The 15,533-nt window shown below is 52.0% G+C and carries 13 protein-coding genes; 11 read left to right on the top strand and 2 right to left on the bottom strand.

Annotated elements, in window-relative coordinates:
• From INP79_RS13785 to INP79_RS13740, 10 genes are all read left to right on the top strand, one after another.
• Complete coding sequence (locus INP79_RS13785; RefSeq protein ID WP_228520021.1) at window positions 1–1,299, top strand: PepSY domain-containing protein; 1,299 nt, start codon at window positions 1–3, stop codon at window positions 1,297–1,299.
• A 188-nt stretch (window positions 1,300–1,487) separates the two neighbouring features.
• Entirely contained in the window at window positions 1,488–3,749 is a 2,262-nt protein-coding gene (locus INP79_RS13780; protein ID WP_194754813.1) for a TonB-dependent siderophore receptor, read from the top strand.
• Window positions 3,750–3,757: 8 nt separating this feature from the next.
• Complete coding sequence (locus tag INP79_RS13775) at window positions 3,758–4,438, top strand: Fe2+-dependent dioxygenase (protein ID WP_194754812.1); 681 nt, start codon at window positions 3,758–3,760, stop codon at window positions 4,436–4,438.
• A 2-nt stretch (window positions 4,439–4,440) separates the two neighbouring features.
• Window positions 4,441–5,484 (top strand): alpha-hydroxy acid oxidase, encoded by a 1,044-nt coding sequence (locus tag INP79_RS13770; RefSeq protein ID WP_194754811.1) that lies wholly within the window; start codon window positions 4,441–4,443, stop codon window positions 5,482–5,484.
• A gap of 16 nt (window positions 5,485–5,500) precedes the next feature.
• Window positions 5,501–5,779, top strand: coding sequence for a PepSY domain-containing protein (locus INP79_RS13765; RefSeq protein WP_194754810.1), 279 nt, complete (start codon window positions 5,501–5,503; stop codon window positions 5,777–5,779).
• Between the two features lie 8 nt (window positions 5,780–5,787).
• Window positions 5,788–6,333 carry a cytochrome b/b6 domain-containing protein gene (locus tag INP79_RS13760; RefSeq protein WP_194754809.1) on the top strand — a complete coding sequence of 182 codons (546 nt, stop codon included), beginning with the start codon at window positions 5,788–5,790 and terminating at the stop codon, window positions 6,331–6,333.
• Window positions 6,334–6,528: 195 nt separating this feature from the next.
• The gene (locus tag INP79_RS13755) at window positions 6,529–7,980 is read left to right on the top strand and encodes a TolC family protein (protein WP_228520020.1); all 1,452 of its coding nucleotides are present in this window, start codon (window positions 6,529–6,531) and stop codon (window positions 7,978–7,980) included.
• 19 nt (window positions 7,981–7,999) lie between these two features.
• Window positions 8,000–9,241: an efflux RND transporter periplasmic adaptor subunit gene (locus INP79_RS13750; RefSeq protein ID WP_194754808.1), complete on the top strand. Its 1,242-nt coding sequence runs from the start codon at window positions 8,000–8,002 to the stop codon at window positions 9,239–9,241.
• A 4-nt stretch (window positions 9,242–9,245) separates the two neighbouring features.
• Window positions 9,246–9,965, top strand: coding sequence for an ABC transporter ATP-binding protein (locus INP79_RS13745; RefSeq protein WP_194754807.1), 720 nt, complete (start codon window positions 9,246–9,248; stop codon window positions 9,963–9,965).
• Window positions 9,958–11,187, top strand: a complete 1,230-nt coding sequence (locus INP79_RS13740; protein ID WP_194754806.1) for an ABC transporter permease — start codon at window positions 9,958–9,960, stop codon at window positions 11,185–11,187. The genes INP79_RS13745 and INP79_RS13740 overlap by 8 nt, the downstream gene beginning before the upstream one ends.
• A 27-nt stretch (window positions 11,188–11,214) precedes the next feature.
• Here INP79_RS13740 and INP79_RS13735 read toward each other — a convergent pair whose 3' ends face one another.
• Window positions 11,215–13,005, bottom strand: a complete 1,791-nt coding sequence (locus INP79_RS13735) for a GspE/PulE family protein (RefSeq protein ID WP_194754805.1) — start codon at window positions 13,003–13,005, stop codon at window positions 11,215–11,217.
• Window positions 13,006–13,710: 705 nt separating this feature from the next.
• The gene (gene nadC, locus INP79_RS13730) at window positions 13,711–14,583 is read right to left on the bottom strand and encodes a carboxylating nicotinate-nucleotide diphosphorylase (protein ID WP_194754804.1); all 873 of its coding nucleotides are present in this window, start codon (window positions 14,581–14,583) and stop codon (window positions 13,711–13,713) included.
• 164 nt (window positions 14,584–14,747) lie between these two features.
• On the opposite strand from nadC, the gene INP79_RS13725 reads away from it, so the two are divergent.
• Window positions 14,748–15,371, top strand: coding sequence for a glutathione S-transferase family protein (locus INP79_RS13725; RefSeq protein WP_194754803.1), 624 nt, complete (start codon window positions 14,748–14,750; stop codon window positions 15,369–15,371).
• Window positions 15,372–15,533 lie beyond the last annotated feature (162 nt).

Here is a 15,533-nt window from a genome sequence, read left to right as displayed (position 1 = left end):
TTGCGTTCGTCTTTGTTATTGATTCATCGCTGGCTAGGCCTGGCAAGCGCCTTATTCTTATTGCTCACCGGCCTGACCGGTGCAGTGATTTCCTGGGATCATGAGTTAGACGAGTGGCTGAATCCTGCCTGGATGCATAGCGAGTCGCAAGGCTTGCATCAATCAACATTGGTGCTTGCAAAACAGGTAGCCGAGCGCTATCCGCAAGTGCAAGTCAGCTCCATTCCGCTAACGGTTGAACCAGGGCATACCTTAGCGATCGGTGTCAGGCCTTTACCTAACCCTCCTAATGGCCTTGAGCCTGTCACCTTTAACCAGGTGTTTCTCGACCCGGTGACTGGTGAAGAGTTGGGTAAGCGTGAATGGGGTGCGGTGTGGCCTGTGGATCGTACCAATGCTGTCTCTTTCCTGTATAAATTGCACTACAGCCTGCACTTGCCCGAAATGTGGGGCATAGACCGCTGGGGTATCTGGTTATTGGGTGGAGTGGCGATCATCTGGCTCATTGATAGTTTTGTGGGCTTTTACCTCACTTTGCCCAAGTCTGCCAATAAACCCAAGACCAAACTGCACAAAGCACAACGTCATCCTCATCAAGCAACATTCTGGCAGCGCTGGTGGCCAGCCTGGAAAATGCGCTGGAACAGCAGTACACACAAACGTTACTTTGACTTGCATAGGGCATTTGGCTTGTGGACATGGATATTGCTGATTATTCTGGCATTTTCAGCCTTGGCGCTGAACCTGCGGCGGGAAGTCTTTATGCCGGTGATGAGGTCTGCTTTTACGTTGACGCCAACGCCTTCTGATTTGCGTCCGCGCTTACCCGTTGCACAGCAATTGCCACCAATAGTGAGTTATGAACAGATATTGGCATTGGCTGTAGAGGAGGCGCGAGTTCAACATTGGCAAGAGCCTGTGGGACGCATTTCATACAGCGCGGCTTTCCAGCTGTTTAATGTCGATTTTTATTATCCTGAGGCGGACCATGGCGTTGCTGGCGCGGGGCATAAACGATTGTATTACGATGGTGTGGACGGACATTTTGTAGGTAAGCGTATTCCATGGGAAGGCACGGTGGGGGATGTCATCGTACAAGCGCAGTTTCCATTGCACTCTGGCCGTATTCTTGGCGTGCCGGGTAGGGTGCTGATCTCTGTGATGGGGCTGGTGGTCGCGATGTTGTCAGTAACAGGTATTTATCTCTGGTGGAAGAAGCGAAAAGCCAGGCAAGTTTCAAAGGTCATTGTGCGGGAGTCGTTCATTGGGGCGCATAGATCAAAGCGGTTGGCTCGTTAATCACTTCCCTCAATAGTCTGCTAATTAGCAGACTATTTCTATGTATATCAATATACTAGCAAGCTATCTTTAATTGCTTTCAAAAATGAGAATTGTTATCATTAGCGATTAAGCAATTTGCAAGCCAACGACTATTGTTTCCAGTAGCCAGCAATCCAAATAACACAAGAGTGAATTAGGGAAAGATTATGCCATCCGGCTTTAACAAAAAAACCATGACATTGGCGCTGATGATGGCGCTACCAGCAGTTGCAATGGCGGCTGATGAAGAAAAAAAGGCAGATGCTGCGCAAACGATGACCGAGGTAAAGGTCAAGTCGCAACGTATTCAAGATGCGCCTAATAAAGGCTACCAAGCAACAAAAACCCGCGTAGGTAAAACCTATCAGGATCCGCAAGATGTACCACAGGCCGTGACGACATTGACCAGGGAGTTGCTGCATGATCAGCAAGTGGGATCATTGCGCGAAGCCTTGCGTAATGTGGTTGGTTTGTCTGTCAACGCCGCTGAGGGTGGTCGTGCAGGTGATAACTTCAACCTGCGTGGTTTTTATACCTTTGGTGATATTTATCTGGATAACATGCGTGATACGGCGCAGTATAACCGCGAAACATTTAATCTGGAGCAGGTGGATGTATTGCGTGGTTCCGCAGCGATGTTGTTTGGTCGCGGCCAGGCGGGTGGTGTGATTAACCAAGTCAGCAAGATGGCTGAATTACGTGATAAGAATACCGTTACGGGCAGCGTTGGTAATTATGATTATCATCAGCTCACAGGGGATTTTAATAAACAGCTGACAGAGACAGCGGCAATTCGTGTCAATGTCATGGATCGGCATGATGAAACCTATCGCAAGAACCCAACGACAGGGGATAGACCAGAGTTTGATCGACAAGGCATTGCGATTAGCTTTGGTGCCGGTATTGGTACGGAAAATGAATTTTTCCTGAATCATATCTACACACAAACGCGCGATGTGCCAGATTTTGGTATCCGTTTCTTAAACAAGCGCCCTTTGAGCAATGGTACAAATGGGCGTTCAGATCGCACTTTCTGGGGTAGTAGTAATAACTTCGATGATAGCGATACACGTATCACTACTGGTATTTTCACCCACAAGTTTGATGATGATACGCAATTAAGAACGCAATTGCGTCATGCAAGATACAAACGCAGCTATTGGGCTAAAACGCCTGCTGATGCGCTACCACTGGTGAATGATCGAGTTGGTGGTAACGTGACGAGGGTGATGGACTATGAGACTGTCAATTTGCAATCTGACTTTAGTACTAAATTTGACTTGGCAGGTATGAAGCATTCTGTTCTGACAGGTGTTGAGTATTTGAAAGAAAACTCATATAGAAGCACGTTGCAGCCTTATGACCCAGTCACTGGTGCCATCTATACACAAACGGGAGATACATTAACCAATGCTATTCTTGCGAATCCTAATGGGGTTGCTTTCCGTGGTAACTTTGCCAATATCACAGCGGCACCCAATAGGTTTGATGCGGATAATTATGCTGTTTACGTTCAAGATAGTATTGAGTTTATTCCTCATTGGACTGTGTTGGCAGGTATTCGTCGTGACGAAATGCATGCAAATTATTCCTCTGCAACAAACACCAAGCTAAGCTATGGCGAGAATAGCTACCGTACTGGCTTGTCATGGCAGCCAAATGCTGATCGTCATTACTACCTGACTTTCAGTGACTCTTTCAGTCCAACAGCGGATTTGTATCAACTAACCGTACAGCCTTTGCCTGCCGAGCGAGCACGTACATTGGAGTTAGGTTCTAAATGGTTGTTTATGGATGGTGACTTGGCTGTGCGTACAGCCGTATTCACGACAACTAAAGATTGGGAACGAAATACTGATCTGGAGTCGACTGCATCTATCTTAACCAAGCGTCGCCGTACCAATGGTGTTGAGTTTGAGGTGACAGGCAAAATTACCGATCGTTGGGATATGTTTGCTGGGTTTGCTTTACTGGATGCGCGAATTATCAATGTTGCGCAAAACTATGTGGGTAATGTCTTGACTACTGCTGACACTAGATTCGAAGGTGAGCGCGCAAGGAATACACCGATCGGTACTTTCAATTTGTGGACAACTTATGCGCTGACTGATGCTTGGAAGATTGGTGGCGGAGTTGAGGCAAAGGGGGAGCGTTATGCTTATGTTCCCTCTGCAGCCAGAGGCACCGCGCGGGGACAAACGGAAGCGAATGGCGGTGTGTTTCAAACTGGTGTTTTTGATCCTAACAAAGCACCAGGTTATGCGCGCGTCGATTTGATGGCAACTTACGAACAGCCTAAATGGGCGGTACGCTTGAATGTCAAAAACTTGCTCAACAAAGTGTATTATGACGCAGTGTATGACAATGGTGGTTTGGTGACTCCTGGTAATGGTCGCCAGGCGATCATTACCACTGAGTATAAATTCTAGGAGTTGATTTGCTGCTGACGTTACCGGATGTATTGCTGAAAGAGGAACTAACTACCATCCGAGGCCTGCTGAAACAGGCGCAATGGGTAGATGGTCGCAATACCGCCGGGGCGCAGGCAGCACAAGTCAAAAATAACCAGCAACTGGCCGAACAGGATCCGTTGCTGGCAAACATTCGAGGGATCGTGTTGCAGGCATTGCATCGCGATCCTTTATTTTTTTCGGCAGCCTTGCCGGATAAGATTTTGCCACCGTTTGTGAATCGCTATGTCGGGGCAACCAATCATTACGGCTTCCATGTCGATAGTGCCATGCGCAGCATGCCGGATGGTAGTGCGCGTGTGCGGGCAGATGTGTCTGCCACTTTGTTTTTTAATGATCCTGACGAATATGAGGGTGGTGAGCTGGTGGTGCAGGATGTGTTCGGCGACCAGCGCATCAAGCTCAAAGCGGGCTCTATTGTTATCTATCCTTCCAGCTCAGTGCATGCAGTGACGCCTGTCACGCGTGGCGAACGTCTGGCCAGTTTTATGTTTATCCAGAGTATGGTGCGCGATGCTGCACACAGACGCATGTTGTTTGATATGGATATGGCGTTGGTCAGGTTGCGCCAGCAGCATGGGGAAACGCCTGAGGTGGTTCAGTTGACTGGTATCTACCATAACCTGTTACGCCAGTGGGCGCTCTAAGCATGCAAGCCTTACCGTTGTTACCTTATTTTGCGCAGCAGGCGCAAGCCAAACTGCCGGCCAATATCTGGCATTACCTGCAATCTGATGCAGGTAATGGTACGCAATTGCAAGCCAATGACGCTGGGTGGCAGGCACTAAAACTGATACCGCGCCCATTGCAGGCTTTGCAAACCCCCAACACACAATGCACTTTATTCGCTGAGCAATGGGCGCACCCCATCATGTTGGCGCCAGTGGCTTACCAGAAACTGTTTCATGCCGATGGTGAAATCGGCACCGCAGTGGCTTGTAATGCCCAGCAAGGGCAGATGATGGTGAGTAGCCTCGCCAGCCAGCCCGTTGGTGACATTGTGAAACAGGCGCAGCAAGCGTTATGGTTCCAGCTCTATTGGCAGGGTGACCGTGCTCGCACAGCGGTGTTGTTGCAAAAAGCGCTGGCAGCGGGTGTCAGCGCTATCGTGTTTACCGTCGATGCACCGGTCAAGCAGGCGTTGATCGACTTACCCGCAGGTATTTCTGCGGTGAATTTAGCCCAGCCGCTGGCGATGCAAGCCTTGCAACCTGGCCAGAGCCAGGTATTTGATGGCTGGATGACGCAGGCACCAACCTGGGACGATGTGGCCTGGCTACGGCAGCAGGTCAAGATTCCGCTGCTGATTAAAGGCCTGATGCATGTGGATGATGCTAAACAGGCGGTGGCGCTGGGCTGTGAGGGTATCGTTGTCTCTAATCACGGTGGGCGTGTGCTCGATAGTACGCCGTCAGCCGCCGCTGTGTTGCCGGATATCGTGGCAGCGGTGGGTGGACAATGTAAAATCCTGGTCGATAGCGGCATCCGCTCCGGGCAGGATGTCTTTAAAGCACTGGCCATGGGGGCTGATGCCGTATGTATCGGCCGCCCTTACATCTGGGGCTTGGCGGCAGAAGGCGCGATGGGGGTGGCCAAAGTCATCCGCACCCTGCGCGATGAATTGGAAATGACCATGGCACTGACAGGTGTCTCGAATCTTGCCGAGATTCGCCAGGTCGAATTGTATGCGTAACAGAAAGGAAGCAAACATGAAAAAAATTGGTTTTTCACTCTTATTGACCATGGGTCTGTTGGGCTCTCAGGCAGCGTTTGCTGCGGCTGATTGCAAGTCCTACCCTAAAGAGGAGTGGGCTTCAGAGGACACGCTGAAAGAAGCGATGGAAGCAGAAGGCTATACGATCAAGAAGTTTAAAATTGACGGTAATTGTTATGAGATTTATGGCCGTAGCAAAGAAGGCAAAAAGGTCGAGATTTATTTCGACATGAAAACGCTGGCCATCGTGAAAGCCATTGGCCTGAAAGACTAGTCACGCGGATGCAAACACGCGCTGAGATGCTGTGGCCGTGGTGGGTGCGGCTGAGCCATTGGCTGGTAGCGGCAGGGGTGATTTCGCTGTGGCTTATGAGTTATGTCTGGTATGAAACCGACTGGCTGCATCGTGCAGTCGGTTATGCGGTAATCACCATGGTGGTTGTGCGTATTTTGCTGGGCTGTCTGAGCAAAGTCAGTAGTGCGCGTTTCTACCTGCCCGGCTGGCGTGCATTGCGCACACATATTGCCGAATTGCGGCAGGGTCATATCACCGCGCATCGTGGCCATAATCCGTTCGGCCAGTGGGCTGTGTACCTGATCTGGTTGTTGATTGCCGCGCTGGCGCTGACTGGCTGGTTGAGTCGCACGGATGCCCTTTGGGGTGAGGATTGGCCAGTGGATCTACATGCTGCCCTAAGCCTGAGCTTGCTTGGCCTGATGGCGGTACATGTGCTGGCGGTGGTTGTGGTGTCGCGGCTATCTGGCCAGCATTTGTTAGCACAAATGATACATGGGCGTTCGGCGCCAATAAAAAGCAAGTCACACTGAATGCTGGCAGTCGCTGGCATTTAACCCTATTTTCCTCCTGCGTCTTATCTACTTTTTCCGCGCTTAAAAGTATCAAAATGTATCGCTCTCTTTAGTCTCACGCAGGGTTCATTTAAGATGGCACATCTGCTGATTGGAATGATGTGTATGACCTTGGTTTTATTGTGCTGTCTGGTTGATTAAATGCGGAATGACATGCGCATATTGTTATGGATCCTCATGCTGTTCCCCCCTGCTTGCTTGCAGGCGCAAGAGTCGCTGTTTTACAACGATGGTGATCCTTTAGACACGCAAGTACAAATCCTGCCTAAGGTCCCGGGCGCGTATTGGGGGAGTGCATCTGGTTGCGGCGAAGTGGACTGGCAACAAGCATTGACGCTGGCAGAGGTAGCAGAGATCAGTTTATGCCATAACCCGCAAACCAGTGAAATGTGGGCCAGTGCGCGTGTGCAAGCTGCGCAACTAGGCGTGGCCAAGTCTGCCTATTTACCCAGCGTGACCGATACAGTCTCCAGCAATATGGGTGTGCTCAATCCTGAGTCGGCCACGCGTGGCAACCCTAACCTCAATCTTTCCAATAGCCTGGTCGCGAGTTACCTGTTATATGACTTCGGTAACCGCAAGGCCAATGTCGAGAGTGCGCGCCAGCTGCTGTTGGCAGCGGGTGCGACGCAAAGCAGTACCGTGCAAGCGGTGTTGCTGAATACCATCATTGCCTATTACCAGGTGCAAGCCAATATGGCAGCACTCACGGCGGCCCAGCAGGCTGAGCGTGCGGCAGAAGAGAGTTTCAAGGCTGCCAATGCACGCTATCAGGCGGGCGTGGCAACCCCGGCAGACAAGTTGCAGGCACACACCGCGTATGCGCAACTGACCTTGCAACGTATTACCATCGAAGGCACATTGCGTGTGGCCTACGGTAACCTGGTGAATCTGATGGGTTGGCCGGCTAACCGTAGCGTGAGGCTGGCGAGCAGCAGTACTGATGTGCCACCAGGCATTTTGGACGATGTAAGCACATTAATTGAACAGGCAGGGCAGCGCCGCCCAGACTTGCTGGCCAGTGAGGCACAGGTGCGCGCCGCCGAGGCCGGCATTGCTGCCAGTAAAGCGGCCAGCAAACCGACCATTAGCATGGGCGTCTCCAATAACCTGCAGGATGGCTCACAATATGCCGCCAACAGCGCTACCACATTGGGCGTCACGGTTTCCATCCCCTTGTTTGCCGGTTATGCGCCTACCTACCGTATCCGTGCGGCAGAGGCCACGGCTGATTTACGCCTCGCCCAGCGTGACCGTCTGCGTTTGCAGATTTCACTGGATGTGTGGAGTGCTTATCAGAACCTGCGCACGGCCTTGCAGTCAGTCACTGCCAGCAAGGTTTTGCTTGAAAGTGCGGAGCAATCTTACCGGGTGGCTTTCGGCCGTTATACCTCTGGCGTTGGCAATATCATCGACACCTTGAATGCACAAAGTGCCTTGGCCGTGGCCCGCCAGCAAAACATCCAGGCGGGGCTTAACGCTAATATCTCGCGCGCGACGTTGGCGCAAGCGATAGGCGTGCTCGACCATGCCATGATTCAATCATTACCTGGTGCCCAGGCACCTCTTGATAATTTGCCCGGTGTGAAAACGCCTGGTCAATAAAATAAATGGACACACATTCATGAAGCGCATCAAAAACATACTGGTGTTGTTGCTGTTAGTGGCGATCGCCGCCGCGGCGTATTGGTACTACAAGCACACCCATCAACCCAAGCCGGAAGACTTGTACCGGCTGGATGAGGTGACACAAGGGCATGTTGAGCAAACCGTATCGGCAAATGGCACACTGAATCCGGTCAGCCTGATTAGTGTCGGTACCCAGGTATCGGGCATTGTGCGCAAAATGTATGTTGACTTTAATGATGTGGTTAAAAAAGACCAGGTGTTGCTGGAGCTGGACAGCCGCTTGTTTAACGCGCAGATTGCACAATCACAAGGCAGTGTCAGGAACAACGAGGCGGCGGTAGAGCTCGCGATTGCCAATGAAAAACGCATGCGCCAGTTGTATGCGCAGGAGTATGTCTCTAAACAGGAGCTGGATACGGCCGTACAGGTATTAAAGTCAGCCAAGGCGCAACTGGAAACGGCACGTGGCTTATTGGCGCGTGATGTGACTAACCTTAATTTCAGTATTATTCGTTCGCCGGTGTCGGGCGTGGTGGTTAACCGGGTGGTCGACGTGGGCCAGACGGTGGCTGCCAGTTTTCAGACGCCAACCCTGATCCAGATTGCGCAAGACCTGTCCAAGATGCAGATAGATACCAGTTTTGCCGAAGCGGATATCGGCAAAATCAAAGAAGGGCAGAAAGTGAATTTTAATGTGGATGCCTTCCCGGACCGCAGTTTTGAAGGGGTAGTAAAGCAGCTACGTTTAAACTCGACCAACACCTCGAATGTGGTGACCTATAACGTGGTGGTGTCCGTCGATAACCAGGATTTAACACTGCTGCCGGGCATGACAGCCTACGTCAATATTATTGTGGATAGAGCCCGGCATGCCTTGCTCGTCCCCAATGCTGCCTTGCGCTATAAACCCAAGCTGGACAACGCTGCAACACCTGATAGATCAAAACCAGAAGCCGGTGGCGGGGAAGGTAAGCGTGGCTGGCGCAAGCATGGCGCGAAAGGTGAAGGCCAAGGCACTGCTGCCAGCAGTGTCATGGGCAAGATTTATGTACTCAAGGCTGGGAAGCCAGTCATGGTACGCGTGCATACCGGGATTACAGATGGCCGTTCCACCGTGGTCTCAGGCGATGGTTTGGCGGCGGGCGATAAAGTCATTGTGAGCGAGTTGCAAAGCGACAATGCGCCTAATAAAGGGCAGGGCAACAATAACGGCCCGCGCGGCCCGAGAATGTTCTAAACGCATGCAACAGTCTGTCATTGAGGTGAACCATCTGTACAAGGCCTATCAAACGGCCGCAGGGGATTTTCCGGTATTAAAGGATGTCAATTTACAGGTGCTGGCTGGCGATTATGTCGCCATCATGGGCCCTTCCGGTTCGGGAAAATCGACCTTTATGAATATTCTGGGCTGCCTGGATATGCCTACCGCTGGCAATTATGTGCTGGATGGTTACGCCGTGGCCACCATGGCGGCGGACCAGGTGGCTAAAGTGCGTAACCAGACCATAGGCTTTGTGTTCCAGGGCTTTAACCTGTTGGCACGCGCCAGCTTGCTGGATAACGTGGCTTTGCCATTGGTCTATGCCGGGGTCAGTAAAGAAGCGCGTCATGCCCGTGCCAGCCTATTGCTGGAAAAGGTGGGCTTGAGCAAGCATATGCATTCCCACCCAAACCAGATTTCCGGCGGCCAGCAACAGCGTGTCGCTATCGCCCGGGCGCTAGTGAATCAGCCACGCTTGATTCTGGCAGATGAACCCACCGGTAACCTGGACAGCACCACCAGTGAAGAGATTATGGCTATTTTTGATGGCTTGAACCAGGAAGGCATCACCATTGTGCTGGTGACGCATGAAACTGATATTGCCGAGCACGCCAAGCGGCAGGTGAGATTCCTGGATGGGCGTATTGTGCAGGACACTGGCGCTGTTGCATCAACTGTCATAGGACATGACCATGTTTAGCGCCATGTTAGGCGAAGCCTGGCATGCCATGGGCGCTAACCGTTTGCGTACCTTCCTGACCATGTTAGGCATGGTGATCGGTGTAGGTGCAGTAGTGCTGATGATGGCCATCGGCCAGGGGGCTGAGGCTTCAGTCAAACGCTCAATCAGTGCCATGGGTAGCCATTTATTTGTCGTGCTTTCAGGGCCGCCACGGATGGGTGGCGCGCGCACCGCGACTGGTAACGCGCCTTCACTTAATGTGCGTGATGCGAATGCTATTGGGGAGCTGTATGGCGTAGTGGGCGTCGCGCCGGTGACCATGGGTAAGGGGCAAGTGGTCTATGCCAGCAATAACTGGAATACCGATATTATTGGCACGACAGCAGAGTATATGGATATCCGTGGCTGGGGATTGTCGGCTGGTTATCCGTTCTCCACTTCGGATACCCGTTCTGCCACCCGCGTGGCGCTGCTAGGTAAAACGGTAGTCCAAAACCTGTTTGGTGAGGAGGATGACGTGGACCCTATCGGCAAAACTATCCGTATCAACCAGCGGCCGTTTGTGGTGCTGGGCGTGCTGGATAGCAAAGGGCAAACACTGGATGGACGTGACCAGGATGACACCATCATTGTGCCGCTCACCACCGCGCAGCGCAAACTGTTTGGTAACCAGCTGCCGGGCACCGTGCGGCAGATTATGGTGCAAGCTGAGTCTGATAACGTTATGAGCATGGTGGAGGATGCGTTGAATAGCCTGCTCAACCAGCGCCACAATATTCGCGAAGGCGCTGACAGTGATTTTTCGGTGCGTAACCTGACGGCGATTGCCAACTCGGCGGCCGAAACTGCGCGTACCATGTCCTTGCTGCTAGGGGCGATTGCCTCAGTCTCGTTGTTGGTGGGAGGCATCGGCATTATGAATATCATGCTGGTGTCGGTGACGGAACGTACACGCGAAATCGGTATCCGTATGGCGATCGGTGCGCGTGAACGCGATATCCTCATGCAGTTTTTGCTGGAGGCGATCATGATCTCCATTGTCGGTTGCCTGATCGGCATTGTCATCGGCGTGACGGGGGCGGTGCTGGTGAGTGTGTTTACGCAGGCGGAGGTGATTGTTTCCAGTGCTTCTGTGTTGATTGCTTTTAGTGTGGCCGCCAGTATCGGCGTCTTCTTTGGTTTTTATCCAGCCAGAAAAGCAGCCAGGTTAAACCCGATTGAGGCGCTGCGTTATCAATAGGCTTTGCAAAAACGCAACGCGTGATGGCTAGTCCATTTCAATCGGCGGGGCGACTTTTAACACTTCTGCCACGGTGGTCAGTCCCGCGGCAATCTTTTCTGCGCCATTAAGCATCAAGGGTTGCATGCCAGCCTTAGTCGCGGTCTGGCGTAACTGCAGCAAATCGGTTTCCGGGGTAATCAGCTTGCGCAAGGCGGGCGTCAAGGTCAGCATTTCATAAATGCCTGTGCGCCCTCGATAACCAGTCTGGCGGCATTCCTGGCAGCCGACAGCTTGCATGACTTTGGCCGGTTTCTTGGCCTTGAACGGGTGCGTGACGCTGGCCCATTCATCGTCTGAAATCTCTGCCTCGGTTTTGCAATGCGGGCATAGCGTACGCACCAGGCGCTGCGCCATAATGCCGAGCAAACTGGAGTGGATCAGGTAAGCAGGCACGCCCAGGTCAAGCAAGCGCGTGACGGCGGAAGGCGCATCATTGGTATGCAAGGTAGACAGCACCAGGTGGCCCGTCAATGCAGCCTGAATGGCCATATCCGCGGTTTCCTGATCGCGAATCTCGCCAACCATGATAATGTCCGGGTCTTGCCGCATCAGCGTGCGTATGCCTTCGGCAAAACCTAGGCCGATATTCTGCGTTACCTGCATCTGGTTAAACGCAGGTTCTATCATTTCAATCGGGTCTTCTACCGTGCACACATTCACCTCATCTGTCGCCAGTTGCTTGAGCGTGGTGTACAAAGTGGTGGTTTTGCCCGAGCCGGTAGGCCCGGTGACCAAAATAATGCCATTCGGTTGATGCGTCCATTGCGCCCACTGTTCGCTCTGGCGTTTGGAGAAGCCCAGTAGCTGAAAGTCCTGCACCAGAATATCCGGCTTGAAAATCCGCATCACCAGCTTCTCGCCAAATGCGGTTGGCATGGTCGATAATCGTAACTCGATTTCCTTGCCGTCTGTGCCCACGGTTTTGACGCGGCCATCCTGCGGACGACGCTTTTCTACCATATCCATACGACCCAGCAGCTTAATGCGGCTGGTAATGGCGTTCATGATATTGCTGGGCAACTGGTAAACCTGGTGTAACACTCCATCAATACGGAAGCGCATCAAGCCCATATTGCGGCGTGGTTCGAGGTGAATATCGCTGGCACGTTGTTCAAACGCATATTTAAACAGCCAGTCAACAATGTTCACCACATGCTGTTCATTTGCATCGAGCTGGCGGTCTTTACCCAGCTCAATCAACTGTTCAAAATTTTGTACGCCTACAATCTGCCCGGCCTTAGCCGCATTGGCCGATTGAATCGCGGCAGACAGCTGATAGACCTCAGGCAGGTAGCGCTGTAAATCCAGCGGGTTGACCATCACCACTTGAATTTTTAGCTTGAGCAAACGCTCCAGGTCATGCAGCCACTCCTGGTGAAACGGATCGGCCGTCGCAATCGAGGCGATGCCATCCTTGATCGTGATCGGCATGATGCGCAAGCGTTCGGCATAGGCCTGTGACACGATTTGCGCCGCCGCGCTGAAATCAAGTTTCAGTGGGTCAATCTGGTAATAAGGCACATCCGCCTTTTCCGCCACATAACGGCTCAGGCTGTCCACCGTCAGCAATTGTGACGGCTGACGCTGGTCGGTCCATTTCTGTTCGGCCACAATCACAATCGGGTGGATTTTCGAGCTGTCGCGCTTGCGGTCCTGATGCAGTTTTTCTGCCCATGCTTTTTCGATGCGGCCATCGGAAACCAGCATGCGTAGCAAATCGCCTAGACGCAGGCTTTCTAGGGTTTTCGGCAGTGAAAATGGGATTGGGCTATTCATGTCATATCTGGGCAGGAGTACCAGCATATGGTGCAAGAATCATGCCATGGAAAAGTGGCAGGAATGGTCACTGTATGTGTGTTTTATTGAGTGTTTTATAGAGGGCGGGATTGCAAAAGAGGGTTGTTTTTGTGATGTTGCTTTTCGCCCTTTCGGCGAGTTACTTTTCTTTGCTTGCCCAAAGAATAAGTAACCAAAAGAAAGTGCACCCCAGCTTCCGCTTTTTCCTTGTGCTACTCGGCTTGTCGGGCGGCAATCAAAAACTCGCTCCTTTGGAGCTCAAACAGTTGCTTGCCGAAGACTCCCGTCAACCCTGCGTTGCTCGGCGCGGCAGATGGGGACCCCGAACACCATGCGACTGCCACTGTTAGCGAATGGAAGAAAAAAGAATGTGTTTTTTTAACCGTTCCAGTTTCTACACTGTTGCTTAAATTGAGATAAATCCCATTCATCACGCTGAGTAGCGGAGACAAAGTGGGGGTGGTCGACCATCGGCTGTTCGAGTTCCGCGGTGGCTTGCGGGGTTTGCAAGCCGCTAGGGCGAGTTTCGATGGGCGCCCACTTTGTTGAGCAACGCAAGGGAGCCGAAGGCCGTGATGGCTGGGTGCCCTCTTCTTTGGTTACTTTCTGAGGGGCAAGCACCAGAAAGTGACTCGCCGAGAGGCGAAAAGGAGTTTCTGCTCAATGAATTACTTTTAAGCTGATCTATAGCTTCATCTGAATCCGCATACTCAAATCCACTGCCTGTATATTTTTAGTCAGCGCGCCAATCGAAATCCTATCCACCCCAGTTTCTGCAATCGCCCGCACAGTGGTTAAATCGACATTGCCTGAGGCTTCCAGCAAGGCGCGTTTCTGGTTAATCACTACCGCTTCCCGCAGGTCTTCCAGCGTAAAGTTGTCCAGCAAAATACTGGTCGCGCCGGCACTTAATGCTTGTTGCAGTTCATCCAGGTTTTCCACTTCAATCTGGATATTATTCGTCTGCTTTAAGGCAAAAGCGGCAGTGAGTACTGCGGCGATAGAGCCTGCGGCCGCAATATGGTTTTCCTTAATCAGGATGCCGTCGTATAAAGCGAGCCTCTGGTTGGTGCCACCGCCGGTGAGTACGGCATATTTTTGTGCCAGACGCAGCCCTGGCAGGGTTTTGCGGGTATCGAGAATCTGTGTTGGCAAGCCGGAAATCGCATCGACATAGCGGCGGGTATGCGTTGCCACGGCAGACAGGGTTTGCAGAAAGTTGAGTGCCGGGCGCTCGGCGCTGAGCATGGCGCGCGCATCGCCTTGAATATGGACCAGTGGCTGGTTAGGCGTCACCTGGTCACCATCTTTGACCAGCCATTCCAGTTGTATGTCCGCATCCAGTTGCGCAAAGCATTGGGCGAACCAGGCGCAACCACAAATCACGGCGGCTTCGCGGCTGATGATGGTGGCGCTGGCTTGTGTGCCTGCCGGAATCAAGGCCGCGGTCAGATCGCCGTTGCCCATGTCTTCTGACAAGGCCAGGCTTACCTGTTGGCTGATGATGGCGGCGTTCAAATAAGCGGGTAAGTGTTGGTAAAGTGCAGATGTGGTCATTAGGTTGCCAGCAAGGTTAAAAATTATGCATGTGACCATTCTAAGCCCATGCCAAAAGCTATTATAATAAAACTACCCCAAGACACGCGATGTTTGGATATGCGCTTTTTGTCATGGGGTATTTTTTCGGGAAAAGTATCTAACCTTTTGGCTCACATCACACTATGCAGCTTTTATATACGGTAAACAGTCCTTATGCACGCAAGGTGCGTATTGTGGCCATTGAAAAACATGTTGATTTAACGCTGACTGAGGTGGTGCTGTCGGCACCAGACTGTCCGGTGAGCCAGCATAACCCATTAGGCAAAGTGCCTGTGCTGGTGCTCGATGATGGTGATGCTTTGTATGACTCGCGGGTGATTGTTGAGTACCTGGATCACCGTACGCCGGTGGCGCACCTGATTCCGCAAGATCACTCTGCGAAAATTAAAGTACGCCGCTGGGAAGCATTGGCCGATGGCGTCTGTGATGCCGCGGTGGCGACGATGTTGGAGCAGCGCAAACCGGAAGCGCAGCAATCTGCGGCCTGGATTGAAAAGCAATTTGCCAAAGTGACCGCCGGATTGACCACACTGGATGATGATTTGCTGAAGAAAAAGTGGTGTGTGAACGAAACCTTCAGCTTGGCCGATATTGCGCTGGGCACTGCGCTGGGCTACCTGGATTTACGTTTTAAAAGCGTTCAGTGGGAAGGCAAATACTGGCAGGAGAAGTTTCCTAACCTGGCCAAACACTATGGTGTGTTAGTCAAGCGCCCCAGCTTTAAACAAACCATGCCGCAACCCTAATTTGCGGTTTTTGCAGAATCTCGCGCATGCATGCGGGTATTCTGCTTACTTTTCTCTCTCCGCCCTTATGCCGACGGTATGCGCAAGGCATGCCTGTATTCATCCAAGCTATTGTTCTGTTTTGTTTTTTCTCTGAAATAGCGATTTCTGCCATTAACTATT

It is taken from the genome of Methylophilus sp. QUAN (genome assembly GCF_015354445.1).
GTDB lineage: Bacteria > Pseudomonadota > Gammaproteobacteria > Burkholderiales > Methylophilaceae > Methylophilus.
The sequence above is the reverse complement of the archived record's forward strand: the minus strand, read 5'-3'. Positions and strand labels throughout refer to the sequence as shown.